The 17,870-nt window shown below is 56.7% G+C and carries 17 protein-coding genes and 5 pseudogenes; 14 read left to right on the forward strand and 8 right to left on the reverse strand.

The window, feature by feature from the left end; genetic code table 11:
• The first annotated feature begins 59 nt into the window (after positions 1-59).
• From xylF to ACZ1HF_RS06035, 7 genes and pseudogenes are all read left to right on the forward strand, one after another.
• On the forward strand, positions 60-1,085 hold the full coding sequence (gene xylF / locus ACZ1HF_RS06005) for a D-xylose ABC transporter substrate-binding protein (protein ID WP_472656649.1): 1,026 nt from the start codon (positions 60-62) through the stop codon (positions 1,083-1,085).
• Positions 1,086-1,225: 140 nt separating this feature from the next.
• Positions 1,226-2,518, forward strand: a complete 1,293-nt coding sequence (locus ACZ1HF_RS06010) for a sugar ABC transporter permease (protein WP_472656650.1) — start codon at positions 1,226-1,228, stop codon at positions 2,516-2,518.
• Positions 2,519-3,267: pseudogene (locus ACZ1HF_RS06015) on the forward strand (ATP-binding cassette domain-containing protein).
• 1 nt (position 3,268) lies between these two features.
• Entirely contained in the window at positions 3,269-4,705 is a 1,437-nt protein-coding gene (gene xylB / locus ACZ1HF_RS06020) for a xylulokinase (RefSeq protein ID WP_472656651.1), read from the forward strand.
• Positions 4,706-4,738: 33 nt separating this feature from the next.
• Positions 4,739-5,400, forward strand: a pseudogene (locus ACZ1HF_RS06025) (DUF4147 domain-containing protein); the annotation flags it as partial.
• A gap of 141 nt (positions 5,401-5,541) precedes the next feature.
• The gene (locus ACZ1HF_RS06030) at positions 5,542-6,000 is read left to right on the forward strand and encodes an MOFRL family protein (protein WP_472658989.1); all 459 of its coding nucleotides are present in this window, start codon (positions 5,542-5,544) and stop codon (positions 5,998-6,000) included.
• A 12-nt stretch (positions 6,001-6,012) separates the two neighbouring features.
• Positions 6,013-7,525 (forward strand): annotated as a pseudogene (locus ACZ1HF_RS06035) (malonate--CoA ligase).
• A gap of 60 nt (positions 7,526-7,585) precedes the next feature.
• Here ACZ1HF_RS06035 and ACZ1HF_RS06040 read toward each other — a convergent pair.
• Positions 7,586-7,774: a hypothetical protein gene (locus ACZ1HF_RS06040; RefSeq protein ID WP_472656652.1), complete on the reverse strand. Its 189-nt coding sequence runs from the start codon at positions 7,772-7,774 to the stop codon at positions 7,586-7,588.
• Positions 7,775-7,892: 118 nt separating this feature from the next.
• Here ACZ1HF_RS06040 and ACZ1HF_RS06045 point away from each other — a divergent pair, with 118 nt between their 5' ends.
• The 3 genes from ACZ1HF_RS06045 (at position 7,893) to ACZ1HF_RS06055 (ending at position 10,039) form a co-directional block, all read left to right on the forward strand.
• Positions 7,893-8,147, forward strand: coding sequence for a hypothetical protein (locus ACZ1HF_RS06045; RefSeq protein ID WP_472659094.1), 255 nt, complete (start codon positions 7,893-7,895; stop codon positions 8,145-8,147).
• Positions 8,030-9,181, forward strand: coding sequence for an ammonium transporter family protein (locus ACZ1HF_RS06050; protein WP_472656653.1), 1,152 nt, complete (start codon positions 8,030-8,032; stop codon positions 9,179-9,181). Before ACZ1HF_RS06045 ends, ACZ1HF_RS06050 begins: the two co-directional genes overlap by 118 nt.
• Positions 9,182-9,334: 153 nt before the next feature.
• Positions 9,335-10,039 (forward strand): hypothetical protein, encoded by a 705-nt coding sequence (locus ACZ1HF_RS06055; RefSeq protein ID WP_472656654.1) that lies wholly within the window; start codon positions 9,335-9,337, stop codon positions 10,037-10,039.
• Between the two features lie 577 nt (positions 10,040-10,616).
• On the opposite strand, the gene ACZ1HF_RS06060 is transcribed toward ACZ1HF_RS06055, so the two are convergent.
• Positions 10,617-11,759 (reverse strand): alpha-D-ribose 1-methylphosphonate 5-triphosphate diphosphatase, encoded by a 1,143-nt coding sequence (locus ACZ1HF_RS06060; RefSeq protein WP_472656655.1) that lies wholly within the window; start codon positions 11,757-11,759, stop codon positions 10,617-10,619.
• Between the two features lie 50 nt (positions 11,760-11,809).
• On the opposite strand from ACZ1HF_RS06060, the gene ACZ1HF_RS06065 reads away from it, so the two are divergent.
• Positions 11,810-12,508 (forward strand): DUF1045 domain-containing protein, encoded by a 699-nt coding sequence (locus tag ACZ1HF_RS06065; protein ID WP_472656656.1) that lies wholly within the window; start codon positions 11,810-11,812, stop codon positions 12,506-12,508.
• On the opposite strand, the gene phnN is transcribed toward ACZ1HF_RS06065, so the two are convergent.
• Positions 12,490-13,032 (reverse strand): phosphonate metabolism protein/1,5-bisphosphokinase (PRPP-forming) PhnN, encoded by a 543-nt coding sequence (gene phnN, locus ACZ1HF_RS06070; protein WP_472656657.1) that lies wholly within the window; start codon positions 13,030-13,032, stop codon positions 12,490-12,492. The two genes, ACZ1HF_RS06065 and phnN, sit on opposite strands and share 19 nt — an antisense overlap.
• A gap of 2 nt (positions 13,033-13,034) precedes the next feature.
• Positions 13,035-13,331, reverse strand: a pseudogene (locus ACZ1HF_RS06075) (alpha-D-ribose 1-methylphosphonate 5-phosphate C-P-lyase PhnJ); the annotation flags it as partial.
• A gap of 149 nt (positions 13,332-13,480) precedes the next feature.
• On the opposite strand from ACZ1HF_RS06075, the gene ACZ1HF_RS06080 reads away from it, so the two are divergent.
• Positions 13,481-13,762 (forward strand): hypothetical protein, encoded by a 282-nt coding sequence (locus tag ACZ1HF_RS06080; protein WP_472656658.1) that lies wholly within the window; start codon positions 13,481-13,483, stop codon positions 13,760-13,762.
• Positions 13,763-13,767: 5 nt separating this feature from the next.
• Here the strand turns inward: ACZ1HF_RS06080 and ACZ1HF_RS06085 are convergent, their stop codons facing one another.
• Positions 13,768-14,073: a phosphonate C-P lyase system protein PhnG gene (locus ACZ1HF_RS06085; protein ID WP_472656659.1), complete on the reverse strand. Its 306-nt coding sequence runs from the start codon at positions 14,071-14,073 to the stop codon at positions 13,768-13,770.
• Positions 14,074-14,165: 92 nt separating this feature from the next.
• Between ACZ1HF_RS06085 and phnF the strand changes: the two genes are divergently transcribed.
• Together phnF and ACZ1HF_RS06095 are read left to right on the forward strand one after the other, a co-directional pair.
• Positions 14,166-14,876 carry a phosphonate metabolism transcriptional regulator PhnF gene (gene phnF, locus ACZ1HF_RS06090; RefSeq protein ID WP_472656660.1) on the forward strand — a complete coding sequence of 237 codons (711 nt, stop codon included), beginning with the start codon at positions 14,166-14,168 and terminating at the stop codon, positions 14,874-14,876.
• A 381-nt stretch (positions 14,877-15,257) separates the two neighbouring features.
• Positions 15,258-15,830, forward strand: coding sequence for a hypothetical protein (locus ACZ1HF_RS06095; RefSeq protein WP_472656661.1), 573 nt, complete (start codon positions 15,258-15,260; stop codon positions 15,828-15,830).
• 3 nt (positions 15,831-15,833) lie between these two features.
• Here the strand turns inward: ACZ1HF_RS06095 and ACZ1HF_RS06100 are convergent, their stop codons facing one another.
• The 3 genes and pseudogenes from ACZ1HF_RS06100 to ACZ1HF_RS06110 all read right to left on the reverse strand — a co-directional run bounded on the left by ACZ1HF_RS06100 (position 15,834) and on the right by ACZ1HF_RS06110 (position 17,646).
• Positions 15,834-16,454: a DapH/DapD/GlmU-related protein gene (locus ACZ1HF_RS06100; RefSeq protein ID WP_472656662.1), complete on the reverse strand. Its 621-nt coding sequence runs from the start codon at positions 16,452-16,454 to the stop codon at positions 15,834-15,836.
• 46 nt (positions 16,455-16,500) lie between these two features.
• A pseudogene (locus ACZ1HF_RS06105) lies at positions 16,501-16,711 on the reverse strand (phosphonate ABC transporter, permease protein PhnE); the annotation flags it as partial.
• 29 nt (positions 16,712-16,740) lie between these two features.
• Positions 16,741-17,646: a Hint domain-containing protein gene (locus tag ACZ1HF_RS06110; RefSeq protein ID WP_472656663.1), complete on the reverse strand. Its 906-nt coding sequence runs from the start codon at positions 17,644-17,646 to the stop codon at positions 16,741-16,743.
• Between the last annotated feature and the right edge of the window lie 224 nt (positions 17,647-17,870).

The following is a 17,870-nucleotide window of genomic DNA, read 5'->3' on the forward strand; positions in this document are numbered from 1 at the left end:
GCGAGTCGAACTCGTCGCTGCCGTATATATAAAAAAGGCATAACTTCTGGGAGGATCTCATGCGTAAAGCATTGACCGTTGCCGCGATTGCATTCGCCGGCTTTACAACATCTGCACTGGCACAAGACATCACCGTCGGGGTAAGCTGGTCGAATTTTCAAGAAGAGCGCTGGAAAACTGACGAAGCTGCCATCAAAGGCGCTTTGGAAGCCGCAGGCGCCACCTATGTATCCGCCGATGCGCAATCATCATCATCCAAGCAGCTTTCTGATGTAGAAAGCCTGATCGCACAGGGCGTCGATGCCTTGATCATTCTGGCGCAAGACAGCGCCGCCATTGGCCCGGCTATCGATGCGGCTGCCGATGAAGGTATCCCGGTTGTAGGCTATGACCGCCTGATAGAAGACCCTCGGGCCTTCTATCTGACCTTTGACAATGTCGAAGTGGGCCGGATGCAGGCACGTGCCGTGTTCGAGGCCATGCCAAAAGGTAATTATGTCATGATCAAAGGCTCCCCCACTGACCCGAACGCAGATTTTTTGCGCGGTGGTCAACAGGAAGTCCTGCAAGAAGCGATTGACGCGGGCGACATCACCATTGTGGATGAAGCCTATACAGACGGCTGGCTGCCTGCCAACGCGCAGCGCAACATGGAGCAGATCCTGACCGCGCAAGACAACAAGGTCGACGCGGTCGTGGCCTCGAACGATGGCACAGCCGGTGGCGTTGTGGCTGCACTGACTGCGCAAGGCATGGAAGGCACGCCAGTATCCGGTCAGGATGGTGACCATGCCGCACTGAACCGTGTCGCACTTGGCACGCAGACCGTGTCCGTCTGGAAAGATGCACGTGAGCTGGGCAAAGCCGCTGGCGAGATTGCCGTGGCATTGGCGGGTGACGCAGACATGACCAAAGTACCAGACGCGCAAAGCTGGACCTCCCCCGGTGGAACTGATCTGACAGCGGTTTTCCTGGAACCGATCCCGGTTACGAAAGACAACCTGAGCGTTGTCGTCGATGCGGGCTGGATCGAGCAAGACAAGCTGTGCCAAGGCGTTTCAAACGGGCCAGCACCCTGCAACTAAAACCGTAAATACCCCCGCCCCGGCGCGTTGCCGAGGTCTCTTTCCCCCCTACATCACACACACGGAACGGGACCCGGCGCGTTACAAGACGCGCCGGGGCACTAAAGGCCACATGAAAAATGGGCCGCAGGATCATGGCAATGTCTGACACCACATCTCAACAAGCACCGCAAAAGCGTAGTCTTCTTCAAACGCTGGAAATCGATACGCGCCTTCTGGGCATGATCGGCGCCTTCATACTGGTCTGCGTGATATTCAACATCCTGACCGATGCGCGTTTTCTAACCCCGCGCAACATCTTCAATCTGACGATCCAGACTGTTTCTGTTGCCATCATGGCCACGGGTATGGTCTTCATCATTGTCACCCGGCATATCGATCTTGCCTGTGGTGCGCTGCTGGCAACATGCTCGGCATTGATGGCGATGACGCAGACGCTGTATCTTCCGCAATGGGTGGGCCTGCCCCTTGGACATTGGGCCATGCCCTGGATTGCTATTGTGGTCGGTCTGTGTGCCGGCACACTGATCGGGGCGTTTCAGGGCTATCTGGTGGGCTATCTGACCATCCCAGCCTTTATCGTGACCCTTGGGGGATTGCTTGTCTGGCGCAATGTCGGCTGGTATCTGACCGACGGGGCCACCATTGGGCCCTTGAACCAGACCTTCATGAAATTCGGCGGTATCAACGGCACCCTAGGCGCGACCTGGAGCTGGATCGTAGGCTTTATCGCCGTCGCCGCAGCTCTTTGGGCTTTGTACAGCGCGCGGCGCAACAAACTTGCCCATGATTTTCCGGTCAAGCCACTTTGGGCCGAAGGCGTGATGGCAGCCCTGGTCGCAGGCGGCATCCTTGGCTTCATTGCGATCCTGAACAGCTACACAATTCCAACAGCGCGCCTGAAACGCATCTTCGCATCACAAGGCCAGGAAATGCCCGAGGGCTTTACCGCCTCTTACGGCTTGCCCGTCTCGGTCCTGCTGCTTATCGCAATCGCCGTTGGTATGACAGTCATCGCCAAGAAGACCCGGCTTGGGCGCTATATCTTCGCCACAGGCGGCAACCCCGACGCGGCAGAGCTTTCAGGCATCAACACCCGCCTGCTGACCGTAAAGGTCTTTGCCTTGATGGGCGCGCTCTGCGCGGTGTCGGCAGTGGTCGCCTCGGCGCGCTTGACCAACCATTCCAACGACATCGGTACGCTGGACGAATTGCGCGTGATCGCCGCCGCTGTCATTGGTGGCACGGCCTTATCGGGCGGCATCGGCACAATCCATGGGGCCATCCTTGGCGCGCTGATCATGCAGTCGCTTCAGTCCGGCATGGCCATGGTAGGCGTGGACGCGCCCTTGCAGAACATCGTTGTCGGCACAGTGCTGGTCACAGCCGTGTTGATCGACATTATCTACCGCAAACATATGGGGTCAAAGTAAATGACTGCTCCGTTGGTTGAAATGAAAGACATCTCCATCGCCTTTGGCGGTGTCAAAGCGGTCGATCAAGTCTCTATCGATTTGCATCCGGGCGAAGTTGTCGGGCTTCTGGGCCATAACGGCGCCGGGAAATCCACCCTGATCAAAATCCTGTCGGGCGCCTACCCGAAAGACAGCGGCGAGATCTGGATCAATGGCCAAAAGGCCGAGATCCACTCCCCCGCGATGCGCGGCGCTACAATATCGAGACGATCTACCAGACGCTGGCGCTGGCCGACAATCTGGATGCGTCCAGTAACCTGTTTCTGGGACGCGAGCTGACAACCCCTTTGGGCTTCGTCGACGACGCAAAGATGGAGGCTGAAACCACCAAGATCATGGCGCGTCTCAACCCCAATTTCAAAAAGCTGAAAGATCCAGTTTCGGCCCTGTCAGGCGGACAACGCCAATCCGTCGCCATCGCGCGCGCAGTATACTTCAATGCCAAAATCCTGATCATGGATGAGCCGACAGCAGCCCTTGGCGTGCATGAAACGCAGATGGTGGCCGAACTGATCGGTGAGCTGAAAAAACAAGGGCTTGGCATCTTCCTGATCTCACACGACACCCACGAAATGATGGAGCTGTGCGACCGTGTCTCGGTTATGAAAAACGGCCAGATGGTCGGGACCGAGCGGGTCGAGGACGTAACCGAAGATGACATCCTGAGCATGATCATTCTGGGTAAAAATCCGAAACAGGCGGCATAATATGTATCTGGGCCTTGATCTGGGCACCTCTGGCGTCAAATCCATTGCGATTGACGACAATCAGGGCGTTTTGGCAGAGGCGCACGCGCCGCTTGATGTCACTCGCCCCCACCCCGGCTGGGCCGAGCAATGCCCGGCCGACTGGCTGACCGCTCTGTCTGACACGATTGTGGCACTGGGCCAGCAGGTCGATCTGAGCGCTGTTAAAGGCATTGGCCTGTCTGGCCATATGCATGGCGCGACCCTGATCGACGCCAAAGGCGACGTGCTGCGCCCCTGCATTTTGTGGAACGATACGCGGTCTTATAAAGAAGCCGCCGCGCTTGACGCCGACCCGCAATTTCGTGACGTGTCGGGCAATATCGTCTTTCCCGGCTTCACCGCCCCGAAACTGGCTTGGGTAAAGGCACATGAACCGGATGTGTTCAAGGCTACGGCCAAGGTGCTGCTGCCCAAGGATTATATCGGCCTTTGGCTGACGGGCGAGTCCGTGTCCGAGATGTCGGACGCGTCCGGCACCTCCTGGCTTGATGTAGGCGCGCGGGACTGGTCGGACGATCTGCTACAGAAAACCCACCTCACGCGGGACCATATGCCAAGGCTTGTCGAAGGCTCCACCCCAGCGGGCGGTCTGCGCAAGGAACTGGCCGACCGCTGGGGCATCCCCGCAGGGACACCCGTTGCAGGAGGCGGTGGTGACAATGCCGCCACGGCCGTGGGCGTTGGTGTGGTCAAACCCGGACAGGCGTTTTTATCCCTTGGCACCTCTGGCGTGCTGTTTGCGGCAACGGGTGCCTACGCACCTGCGCCCGAAACGGCTGTGCACACGTTCTGCCATGCGCTGCCGGATACATGGCACCAGATGGGGGTGATCCTTGCGGCCGCAGACGCACTGGAATGGTACGGGCGGCTTGTGGGCCAATCCCCCGCTGCGCTAACGGCGGATCTGGGCAATGTCACAGCCCCCGGACGTCCGCTGTTCCTGCCTTATCTGGGCGGTGAGCGCACCCCCCATAACGACGCCAAAGTCCGAGGTGCTTTCATCGGGCTGGAGCATGTCACCGACACTGCCGCTGGCACCCGCGCCATTCTAGAAGGTGTGGCCTTCGCCATGCGCGATTGTCTTGAGGCGCTGAAACAAACTGGCACGCAGATTGACAGCCTGATCGCCGTGGGCGGAGGTAGCCAGTCAACGACATGGCTCAGCACTATGGCAACTGCGCTGAACATGCCGATCAAAGTGCCAGTTGCCGGCGATTTCGGCGCGGCTTTCGGGGCAGCACGGCTGGGTATGATCGCTGTTACAGGCGACACCGGGGTCGCCACACCGCCAAAGATCGCGGCAGTGCTGGATCCGGATGCGACGCTGGTCGATCCGTTTGCCCAGGCCTATACCCGGTATCAATCTACCTATAAGGCATTGAACAGCCTGTCCTGATCCGTAAGGTGCACCTGAAACGGAGCCCTTGCAATGCATCTGGCCGATCTGCGCCAAACGGCGCGCACCTTGTTTGACGCGGCTATCGCCGCTGCCGACCCCGCACAGGCGCTAAGAGCGTATCTGGGGCAAACGCCTCTTGCTGCGCCGGGTGGCAGGCTGATCCTGATCGCTGCCGGTAAAGCTGCCTGTCCGATGATGATCGAAGCCTTGCGTCACGTGGCAAAGGGTACGGACTGTAGTGCGCTGGCCGTGACCAATCCGGAAAATCTGCCGGAAAATCTGCAGGATATTCCGGGCTGCACTGTTATGAAAGCAAACCACCCCGTCCCCGATGCATATGGCGAGGCCGCAGGGCGCGCAGTCGCGGACCTGCTTCGTAGCGCGACTGCGTCGGACCGGGTCATAGCGCTGATCTCGGGCGGGGCGTCGGCTTTGCTACCCGCCCCCTGCCCGGTATCTCGCTGGACGACAAGGCTGCAGTCAGCCGCGCGTTGCTGGGCGCAGGCGTTGACATTGCTCAGATGAACCTTGTGCGCCAGCAACTATCCTGCCTGAAAGGCGGCGGTATGCTGCGGCTGGCTGACCCCGCCCCCGCCACCGCCTATATCCTGTCCGATGTGATCGGGGATGACTTACGGGTCATCGCCAGCGGCCCAACCGTGGCCCCTATCGGCACACGGGCGCAGGCTGTTGAACTGCTCAGGCAGTACGGAGTTTTCAACACTATGCCCCAAAGCGTGCAAACGCTGTTGTCAGACCCCGTCCCGCCTGAGCCACCTTTGCCAGCGGCGCAGAACCATCTGATCTGCTCGAACCGGCGCAGCCTTGAGGCGATGCGCGCTGCGGCCAAAGGCTGGGACGCGCAGATCGTTGATGACCACCTGACCGGCAATGTGGCCGATGTCGCCCCAAAGCTTGTCCGGATCGCAGAAGCCGCAAATCGCCCTGCCGCGCTGTTATTTGGGGGCGAGACCACCGTGACTCTGACCGGCACCGGTCTTGGCGGGCGCAATCAGGATCTTGCTCTGCGTTTTGCCCTTGCAGCACAAGACTTGGGCCCCCCTTGGGTCTTTCTATCAGGCGGCACGGATGGCCGTGATGGCCCGACCGAGGCCGCAGGCGGCTTGGTGGACCCGAACACTATAAGCCGGATACGCGCAGCGGGCCATGATCCACAGGCTTTGCTTGATAACAATGACAGCAACGCAGCGCTGGCCGCTGCGGGGGATTTGCTGATAACCGGCGGCACCGGAACCAATGTCGCCGATGTTCAGGTCCTATTATTGAAATAACATCAGGTTCGCATGATAAATCATTTATATAATTCACTTTTTGAATCTCATCAGGGCAGTGAAGCCCCCTTCCTCAAGGCTATGGGCGGCGCTGTTACAGCGACCTATGACGGCTTTCTCAAACGTGCAGCCCAGTGTGCGAACACGTTTTCCGCAGCAGGCTTGCAGCCCGGCGACCGGCTTGTAGCGCAGGTTGATAAATCCCCGACTGCCCTGGCGATTTATGCAGGATGCGTGCAGGCCGGGATCGTCTATCTGCCACTCAACCCCGCCTATACCGCGCCCGAAACCCGCTATTTTCTGGAGGATTCCGGCGCAAAGCTGTTGATCTGCGCCCCTGATCAAGCCGAGGCGCTGATGCCCTTCGCACACAAGCTGATGACACTGACTACGGACGGAACCGAAGGTAGCTTCGCTGACGCCTTACGCACACAGCCGGGCAGGTTTGACACAGTGCCGCGCAAACCGGACGATCTGGCCGCATTGCTCTATACATCGGGGACCACAGGCAGATCGAAAGGCGCAATGCTGAGCCATGACAACCTGCTGTCGAATGCTCTTGTCTTGCGCGATCTGTGGCGTTTCACCAATGCAGACACGCTGATACATGCTTTGCCGATCTTTCACACGCACGGGCTGTTCGTCGCTACCAATACGTTGCTTCTGGCTGGCGGTGCGATGATCTTTCTGCCAAAATTCGATCTGGACAGCATGATTGCTGCCATACCCCATGCCACCACAATGATGGGTGTGCCAACTTTTATACACGCTTGTTGGATGACCCGCGCTTCACGGAAGGCCTGACACAGCACATGCGCCTGTTCACCTCGGGCAGCGCGCCCTTGTTGGCTGACACGCACCAACAATTTCAGGCCCGCACGAACCACCGCATTCTGGAACGCTACGGAATGACCGAGACGAACATGTCCACCTCCAACCCCTATGACGGCGTGCGCCGTGCTGGCACGGTTGGTCTGCCCCTTCCGGGGGTTGAACTGAAGATTACAGATAGCAATGGGGTGCAGGTGCCAGATGGGCAGACCGGTCAGATCGAGGTGCGCGGCCCGAATGTTTTTCGGGGCTACTGGCAGATGCCGGATAAAACCGCAGAAGACTTACGCCCGGACGGCTTTTTCCAGACCGGTGATCTGGGACTGATTGATGATCAGGGCTACGTCAGCATCGTGGGACGCAGCAAAGACCTGATCATCTCGGGCGGGTATAACATCTACCCCAAAGAGGTTGAGCTGATCCTAGACGCGCAACCCGGCATTCTTGAAAGCGCTGTGATCGGGGTGGCAGATGCCGATTTCGGCGAAACAGTGCTGGCAGCGCTTGTGCCCATAACAGGTAAGGTGCAGGTAAGGTGCTGGATGTTGCGGCCATCGGCCAGGCGATCAGACCCGCCCTTGCGCGCCATAAACAACCGAGGCGCTACGAAATACTGGACGCCCTGCCCCGCAACACAATGGGCAAAGTCCAAAAGAACATCCTGCGCGACAGATTTCAAGCGCCGCCAGACTGATGCGCCAATGACCGCTATTTCGACTCTAGATCGGCGCTGGTTACGAGGTCACACCTCAATTCAGATGTCTTCCATCTCCTGCGGACTTGGGACCGTGTCTTCCAAACGGGTGTCCGTCGACAAATGTGCCATCAGGCTTTGGTCCGACGGCATTGCGTTTGCGCCGGTATTGATTTGATCAGACGTGATCCCCACTGCGTAGGGGCTGCATGATGTGGCGACCAATTCCCGGTGGAGCAGCAACATCATGTTTCCAACCAAAACCTCGGTGCGTTCGAATAGTGTTCATAAATTCCGCATTTGGTCATAATTGTGCCTAAAAAAGCGGGCGATCAGCATTATTGTTTCATAATGAAGAGAGTTCGAAATGAAGAAAAATGTAATCGGAATCGCATTGCTGACCGCGCTGTTCGCCGGACCTGCCGCTGCGCAACAGGCGTCGTCAGGCGTCTCACCTTTTGTCATGAACACGTTGTTCATTGTCTTCTGCGGCGTCCTGGTCATGTGGATGACAGCGGGCTTCGCGATGATCGAAGCAGGCTTTGTTCGCGGAAAAAACGTCATCAACCAATGCGCCAAGAACATTGGTCTTTTGCCATCGCATCAACGGCATTCATCCTGACCGGATACGGCATCATGTTCCCAAACGGGAGCTGGATCTTACCCGGTATCTTGGGGTTTGACGGTATCATCGAGGTCACGGATGTTGTTGAATACAATGCCGATTTCATCGGTCGCGGTCATGCCGGAGCCGGTGACATCTTCTTTCAGTCAATGTTCTGCGTGGCTGTTGCGTCGATTGTGTCCGGCGCCGTTGCGGAGCGCATGAAGCTTGTGTCGTTCTTTATCTTCACTGCCGTTTTAACCGCCATCATCTATCCCATCCAAGCCTCCTGGACTTGGGGTGGCGGTTTCCTGGCAACTGACCTTGGTTTTAAAGAGCTGGCCGGCAGTACAGTTGTTCACGTCGTTGGCGGTGTTGCCGCATTGACCGGTGCGCTGTTTGTCGGTGCGCGCAAAGAGCGCTTTGTTAACCGTAAGAAAGTCGCGCTTGGCAATTACTCTATGCCGCTGGCGACAATTGGGGCCCTGATCTTGTGGATGGGATGGTACGGGTTCAATGCGGGCTCCTACCTCAGCTTCTCAACAGATGCGGACGCCTCCAATGTGTCGCGTATTTTCCTGAACACGAGCTTGGCCGCTGCAGGCGAGGTCATTGTTGCAGCCTTTGTGTCGTACCTTCGGGAGTTTCGCTTTGATCTTTCCTTCATGCTCAACGGGGCACTTGGTGGCCTGGTCTCGATCACGGCAGAGCCGCTTTTCCCATCGCCTTTCTGGGCGTTTGCGGTTGGCATGGGCGGTGGTCTGATCATCTACTGGGCCATTCAACTTCTCGACTATTTCGAAATTGACGACGTTGTAGGGGCCATCCCGGTTCATCTGTTCTGCGGCATCTGGGGCACCATTGCTGCGGGTTTCACAAACCCTGACGCGACCGTTCTCGGGCAGCTGTCCTCGGTTTTGATCATCATCACTTATGTTGCTGTAACGACCAGTATCGTGTGGATCGCACTAAAGGAAACGATTGGTATTCGCGTCACATCGACCACAGAAGACAGTGGCATCGATCAAATCGACTTCGTGCTGAGTAACTGATCTTTTGGTAGTTGCCCAATAAAAGCTGCGGCCAAGGCGAAGCTTTTCGATTTGCCTTGGCCGGGACGGCCGACCGTCGTCCACGAAAAACGTAATAAGTAATCAATAAGATAGTTGTGGTAAGCGCGGTGATCTTGTTTCGGAGTACAATAAATGAAGATGCTGATATGTGGTTTTGCAATGTCGCTCGGGATTTTGGCGAGCGCCGTTAAAGCTGAGCAAATGTTAAACGTCGATGGAACAGAGTTTCCGCTATCTGCCTTGATGTTAACTTGCCAGGAAAAATCTGACGACCCTCCGGCGCAGGTAGCTTGTTTCAACAATATTACCCGGCTGCTAAAAGAAAAAGCCAGTGGCGGGCAAAAAAATGCTGTGTCCGTGCCCGAAACCCTGGATGCTTTGCGGGCAGTGGCCCAGTATCAAGACGACGATTCAGGGTTGTTGATTGCTGGGGCGAATTGCAACATCCGTATACTTTACTTCAACAACTATTTTCACATCAGCCGCCGCAACATTTCGACGATCGACTTGTTCAGCGCACAGTTTGACGCGTCGAAATTGCAGTATGATCAAACCGTCAAGGTTCACGGCGCGCAAGCGCCGTTGTCAAAAGGGGTCATGGGCGCCGGAGCAAATGCGACGATGCATGGTGGCGTAGAGCTGGAGTCGGCACAACATAACTTTTCGCCCAGATCACCCCGGACGACGATCGACGTTTATGCCAATGAAGTTGTCAGCCAGCTGCCGGCCAATGAAGGTCAGGAATTCGAATTCGTGCTGATCCATCCGAAACGCAGCCAAGCCAGCGCTGATATCTGGAGCGCTTTTGAGGCTTTCGTGAATGCATGCAAAGCGTAACTGCCTTCTTAAAGCTCTGGTGTCCTATACCCGGAAGCAAAGCTTTCACAACAAAGTCACCAAAAGCAGATTTTGGTCGCAGCACAGTAAATCAGTAAAGTGGCCTCATTCCTGCCGCTAACCGCGCGAATGATCGAGGTCCGGTTTCGATCTGGGTCACTGTTGCGGTGCAAAGGTCAAAGGTGTCTGACGTCTGGCACGACGTGGAATGCCCCAGCAGTCTTGAGGCCAGCAAAGATGATCAGGTCATTTCAGAACCATCTCCACCCGACGGTTGCGCGCTTGGCCCTCAGAAGTGTCGTTGTTGGCAACGGGCGAGACAGGACCGATGCCAATCGCTGTCATACGTGATTGCTCTATTCCACGCGAAACAAGCGGTCGCCAGAAAGCAAAAAACAATAGCGGAAGAACCAAAGCTGACTTTAAGGTTGTCCTACAGCAATAACTACATTCGCCTTTCAAAAAATCTCAACCGCACAAACATTTTGGTTTGTCCGGATCAAATTTTTAGCATGATTAAGGGGCGATCTACTCCCTTACAAAAACAAACTGTCCCAGTCGCTGGCAGACAAAACCCTCAACCAACCCGCCTGCCGTTGGACCAGACACCGTTTAAAACCGGGGTGTCATTGATCATACGGAACCGTATCAGGTCCGCGCGGTGGTCGGGTTGCAGGCGGCCGCGGTCCTGAAGGCCCATGTGGCGGGCTGGTGTTCCGGTGACGGTGGCAAGCCCCTTCGACATATCCCCCCAGATCTGGCCCAGTTGGACTGCCCCCATCAACAAGGCAGCAGGCACATAGTCAGAGGACAGGATGTCCAGCAAATCCAATTGGGCCAGCTCGGACGCCGCAACATTGCCCGAATGAGACCCGCCCCGCACCAGATTGGGCGCCCCCATGATCACCGCGATCCCGTGATCACGGCAGGCCTGTGCGGCCTCGACGCTGGTGGGGAACTCTGCCACGGCAACGCCATTGGCGCGGGAAGTCGCCACGTGATCCGCCGTGGTATCATCATGGCTGGCAAGCACGGCCCCCAGACGATGGCCCTCGGCCACGGCCGCAGCCTCGTGCGCCGCCCCCACACAGTCGCGCAGGGCCTTCAGCATGTCCACGTGATCGCCAAATTCATCCTCGCTCAGATTGTTCTTGCCCATGACGTAGTTTTTCATCTGGGTCATATCGCGGAACTGCCGTTGCCCCGGCGTGTGATCCATCAGCGAAACAAGGCCAACCCGGTCTTCCGGCCCGAATTCGGCCAGCTCGGGGATCAGCGTTTCCGAACAGATTTCCGCGCGTAGATGCAGGAAATGGCTGATTTTCAAACCACCCGATGCGCGCAACCCCAAAAGCTCATTGGCAAGGTTGCGGGCGTATTTCGTGTAGCGCGTCTTGCCGGTCGGGATAGACCCCACCCGCATCGCGTCATAAACCGTGGTGATGCCCGTGCCCGCCAATTCGCTGTCATGGGCCACAATCGCGGCCATATGGGGCCAGTCCACTCTGGGCCGTGGGGCAATGTGGCGTTCCAGATTATCGGTATGCAATTCGATCAGACCGGGGGCAATAAACTGGCCGTCGCAATCCTCTGCCCCTTTGGGCACCGAAGCCCCAGTCGAGATGTCGGCGATCCTGCCATCGCGCACCGAAACTGCGCCACGCACAGTTTCGGAGGGTAAGACAAGCATGGCATTGGCAAGGGCAAAAGTCTGAGTCATGAAAGTGTCACATTCGCTTGGCAAGGAAGACGGAAAAACTGAGGGGCGTGATGCAGTTCAACCGCTATGCGATCTACTACACACCGCCGCCCGGCGCACTGGCCGATTTTGGCGCAGGCTGGCTGGGCTGGGATATGGCGACAGGGCAGACCTGCCCCCACCCGCAGGTTGACGGGCTGTCGGTGCCCATCACAGACATCACCGCCACGCCACGCAAATACGGCTTGCACGGAACGCTGAAACCACCCTTCCGGCTGGCGGAGGGCACGCATGCGGATGCCCTGATGCAAGCGGTGGCTGCGCTGGCGGCAGAGTGCCGCCCGGTGGCCATGAGGCGATTGCAGCTCAGCTGGATCGGCAGCTTTCTGGCCCTGACGCCCCAACTGAGCCAGCCCGACGACATAAGCGATCTGGCGATGCTGGCGGGGCGCGTTGTGACCCGGCTGGATCGGTTTCGCGCCGCGCCTTCGCAGGCCGAGTTGGCGCGACGCAGGCAAGCCGACCTTACCCCTCGACAGGACGCTTTGCTGTGCAAATGGGGCTATCCCTATGTGATGGAGGAATTCCGCTTTCACATCACCCTGTCGGGCAAACTGACGCCCGAGATGGCGTTGGAGGTTGAACGCGCCCTCGCCCCGGTACTGGCCCCAATGTTGGAGCAGCCCTTTCAGCTGGACACGCTGACCCTTGCCGGGGAAGCACAGGACGGTTTTTTCCACGAGATCCAACGCTACACCCTTTCCGGATAAAGCGCGCGCAGCGCCTCGGTTATGGTCGTTTCAAGCGCACCATTGTTGGGCACCTCTGTTACGGGCAGATGCGTGGGCAAAGGCTGTGCAACACGGGCAAGGCGGCGTTTCACATCGTCAGATGCCTCACGCCCCCGCGCCGCAAGCCGCGCGGCAAGAACATCGGCGCTTGCGGTCAGGTTGAGGATCAACAGCCCCGGAAAGACCTCTGCCGCCTGCACCAGCACACCGCGCGACAGGTTGACCAGCGCGTCACGACCTTCGGTCAGCACATCCTGCACGCCGCCCGGAATGCCATAGGACAAACCATGAGCGGACCAGCAAAGCGCAAACGCGCCTGTGTCGCGCAGCCTGACAAACTCATCTTCGCTGACCGGCTCAAACGGCTCGCCCCCTGCATCAGCGGCACGCGTGATCATACGGCGCACCAGATGCAGATCAGGGCGGCGGGCCGCCAGCCCTGCCATAACGCTGTCCTTGCCGACCCCTGAAGGGCCAACAACGGCAATCAGACGCCCGGCCATCAGGCCGCTTTCGGGGCGAAACCGGTCACGTCCACACCTGCGGTCTTCTTGAAGAACTTGCGGATTGAAACCGCGTTGGTTGTATCATCCGTGTCCTGATCGATGACATTGAACGTATCCTCTGGCGTCAGGGTCGCGGCCGACACCTGCACCCCGCCCGTGCCCCAGCCATAAGGCATCGGCATCTTGCGCGCGGCAAATGGCACCTGATAGCCTGGGATCGCCAGACCTTTCACAATAGCCCGCCGGATCATTCGCTTGGTCTGCTCATCAAGATAGGCAAAATTGTGATCAGTCATGGGTTTGTCACTTCCATCTGGAAAAATGTTGCCAAAGTGTTTATGTGTATTGCGTGGGGTGGAATTGAAAACTTTTTGTTTTCAAATGGTTTCAATAGCCAAATGGGGATATTTCCCCGATATTGGGTATATTGAGGAAGGGATGAATTATGAGCCTGACCAGCCAGAGTTGCAGTGAAGTTATCAGCCCCTTGCGGGCCATGTTGTTTCCGCCGGAAGGGGACAGCTGGTGCATGAATATTGATTTCACCTTTGGCTCGATCATGATGTTTGTGCTTGGATTTGCCGTTGTGGTCTTCGTGCTGCAAATACTTGCCAACCTGCTTTGGAAGAGACTGCGTCGCGGACCCGCCGTCAAAGCAGAATTGCCAGAGCCGGAGATTGACCCGTGGCTCGCCCGCGCCCGCGAACGCGCCAGAACGGGGGACTAAGCGGATCATTCCGCAGCCTCCCGCACGGCTTTTTCTGCGTTACGGCGCAGCTTGCGGATCAGTGCAAGTTCTGCCTGAATATTATCCGCGCTATACAAAACGAATTTCTCGTCCTGCGAAGACTCGGTCATCTCGCGCAGATTGAAGGGCGCACCTGTGCCGCCTGCCCGTCCCCGCACCATAATGTCAGGCGGGCGCAGCAAATTATATGCGGGCGTTATACAAAGCCCAGCCCAAAGCTCATCCAATGCTGCCGCTGGTGCTTTCGCCAATAGCGACATCCATCTCTGTCTGTTCACTGCATTGCCCATATAGACATCTTATTCGTATTTATATACAACTAGACAAATTATAAAACTGTGCTGCGAGTCGCACAATCCCCCTTTGATGAAGCTTTGATGACATGCCCCGCACACCGATCTGGAAATCCATTGCCCGGACCCTGGCCAATGACATCGCGTCAGGCCAATATACCAAGGGAGAAAAGCTACCGACCGAGGCCAAGCTGGCCACGCGGTTCGGCGTCAACCGCCATACAGTGCGACACGCATTGGCTGCAATGACCGAGGATGGTCTGGTTCTACCCCGCCGCGGCGCGGGCGTCTTCGTGAGCCATACACCAACCGAGTACCCCATCGGCACACGAGTCCGCTTTCACCAAAACCTGCGCGCAGCCGGACATCTGCCAACCAAGGAAATCCTGTCCCTAGAGACCCGCACAGCCATGGCCGAAGAAGCCTGCCACCTTGGATTGAAAGACGGCGCGAAGGTCCATGCCTATGAGGGCCTGTCACTGGCCTATGCCCAGCCAATCGCTGTCTTTCGCAGCGTGTTTCCAGCCGCTCGGCTTGCTGCTTTGCCGGACGTTTTGCGCGAAACGCGCTCTGTAACCGCAGCGCTCGCGGCGTGCGGCGTGTCTGATTACACACGCATCTCAACCCGACTGACCGCAAAACTCGCCACCGCGACCCAAGCCCTGCACCTGCGCATCCGCGAAGGCACACCGATCCTGCGAACGGTCAACATCAACGCTGACCTGCATGGCACTCCGGTCGAGTTCGGCCACACATGGTTCGCAGGCGACCGGGTCACACTAACCCTTGAGGCAGAGTAACAGCGCCAAGACATGGCCAGAGGGGAAACGCCAAGCTGCGCCCGACCTTCCCTAACCCACGCCAAAAAGGCCCACGGCAGTGGGACGCTGCGGGCTGGGGCTATCTCGGTACTGTTGCAAAGAAAGGCGGCGCCGCCGGTGCGGTTGATGCCAGACAGGGCGCTACCCCTGCACCTTTGGGGCAAAGGCCCCGGTTCATGCATGATTGTCAGGTGTTCCGCATATCCCCGGCTGCCATACCGGACGGAAATCTGTAACCACGTTTTGACGTCGAGGGGCGGTTTAGCGCAAAGGCGTTTAGGTTTTATTATACCAGCGTGCGGTGGGCAGCGCCTTAGCCAAATCTCTCGACCCGCCGATAGGGATTTGCTAGCAAGCGATATGAGACCCATTGTCCGCTCCCTTGAATTTGCCATTACCCCGTCGCCCGAAGCGGGAGATCATGAGGCAAGAATTCTGATCAATGGCGCGGATATTCTCGACGCATTGAAAGGAGTAATGGGCCTTGATCCGCCCGATCTATTCTCGCAACCAATGCTGCTTGCAGGTGGCAAAACCCGGATCGGTCGATGCAGTTGTGGCATCATCGGGTGCAACGATTATGTCGCAGATATCATGGTCGATGATCCCTTCGTGGAATGGCACGGCGATTTCGGCGCATGGCGGTTCCCGCGAAATACCTACGAGACATGGATCACAGCCGCCGCGAATGATCATTCCTGGGAAAATACCGACAGACGCGCAGAGCGTCTGGTGATGGAAGCGCTGGCAGAAAGAGATATTCCCGGCAGCAAAACTTTGGACTGGGCCAGCGCGCGCTATGAAACGGGTAAAATCACCCTATCATTTTCAGATGCCGGCGATCAGTCTTTGCTGATGATCAGATGGGATGGCAAAGACCCCGAAACCGCCGTCACAGCCGCACAAGCCCTAAAGCTGGATCGACTGCACTAAGGGCTACTGTCCTTCATACTTGTCCAGAAACTCCTCCGCCCTCAGGGTCCGGAAATCCACAAGCGCTTCGCGAATATCCTCGTGGCTCCAGTCCCACCACGCCAAGGACATCAGCCGTTCGGCGATATTGTCAGGCTGGCGCTGGCGCAATGTCTTGGCCGGAGCGCCTGCCACAATCGTATAGGGCCGCACGGATTTGGTCACAATCGCACCAGAGGCCACGACCACCCCATGCCCCAGGCTGACACCGGGTTTGATCTGCGCGTTGTGCCCGATCCATGTATCGTTGCCGATAATCGCACGGCGCGACTTGCGGTGTTCGAACCACGCCTCGTCCGCCGTGGCATCATCCCAGTAATCATCCGAGCGATACATGAAATGATGCAGCGACGCGCAGCTTAGCGGATGATCCGTTGCCCCGATCCGCACGAAGCTGGAGATGTTGGAAAACTTCCCGATATTTGCATTGGCAATATCAGCGTATCGATCACAATAAGAATAATCCCCGATGTCTGAATGGGTCAGGCGGCTGCCCCGCCCTATTTCAACGAATTTTCCAAACTGACAATCTGTTACATCACAATCGGGGTGCACCTTTAAGGTGTCTGCAGACAGGCGGGCCATATGTATTCACTTCCACAAAACTCATTACCGATAGCAGTCCCCACCACTAATGGCTTCTATCGTTACCGATGATAAGCCGTCGACGCAACCAGCCAGAAAACTATCCAGCAACATAATCATCAGAATAATGGGGATGATGTTAATGGCTGACCTCTTCCCGATCCTTCTGAGTGATGATCGCCCCGGGTCAGCAAAAGCCCAATACCGCCATTTGCGATCGCGCTGATGATCGTGGCGGATCGGGTGCTGCTTTGCAGGGCTCTGTTACATTAATTTTTGGTCGGTTTTACGCTTTCAGCGATTCAGCTTCGAACCCCTTAAGGAAGGGTCTGGCGGCCAAATATACACCCAAGGCACTTGCCGGAAGTTCGGGAAAAAGAGCTTCTATTTCTTCGCGGGTTTCACGATCTGCTCTGGCGCCATAGTCGCCCAGGAAAAAGCTTTCTGTCGCGGCGCCTTCTGCAAAAATGATCTCATGTTGATCAAACATAAGATGATAATAAGTCACTGTCTCACAGGGGTCAGTATAGATTTGATCGCCATCATATAAATGCTTTGCCGCACATAGAACCTCTGGTTCGGCAAACAATGTCTCGCACTTCCAGCCCGATACCATCATTCTATGCTGCGGCGACATCCGTAGCCGGCGCACATTGCCAATGCTGCCTTTTGAAAAGCAGATTGGGGCAAAATTCCCAACGCCCGGAACTTTTCGCCGCCCAATCCAGCGGATCGGTTGATATCCGCGGTCGTAGGTTTTGACGAGATCACCGACTTCTAGGTCTTCGACACATTTATCCTTATCGATCGTCTCGATACGGGTGCCTTCAACCAGGCAAGGCGGGCCAAGACTGGCAAGGGTGAGTTGAGTAGATGTGTTTACAAAACCTGTATCTGTGACCGTTCCCGGAACCAGTACAGTGCTGTCGGTGGGCGTGAAATACCGCGCGCCATCTGCCGTATATATAGTAGCGCCCTCTATTACCACGCCACCAATTGTAACGGTATCGCCATTAAATACTTGAGTGACATCGCTGCCATTCACCTGATCGGTGCCATTCGCGGTTATTAACCCGTCATCATCAAAATCGAGCAAAGAGATTGATATTACCGTCACAGAAGCCGGGAGTGTTGGCGGGAAGCCTGGATCAAAATCACCACCATAGGCCTGATCATTTACCGTTGTAGGCATTCGTATGCTCCTAATATAAATATGCGATTAGTTTTAAAAATCGGTGGGTAGCACCAATAAGCTTTTCACAGTATGCATAAAAATTGTGCATTAAGATGGCCTCATTAACAAGTCAGGTTTACCCGCCCGAAATTCCTCAAAAGAGTAAAATTCGGCCCAAAAATTTTTAACGGCTTATCCACAACGAATTTCGCCTATTTCCTTCACGGCACAAAAAAATGCTT

The organism is Litoreibacter sp. GN1-5 (assembly GCF_055693805.1).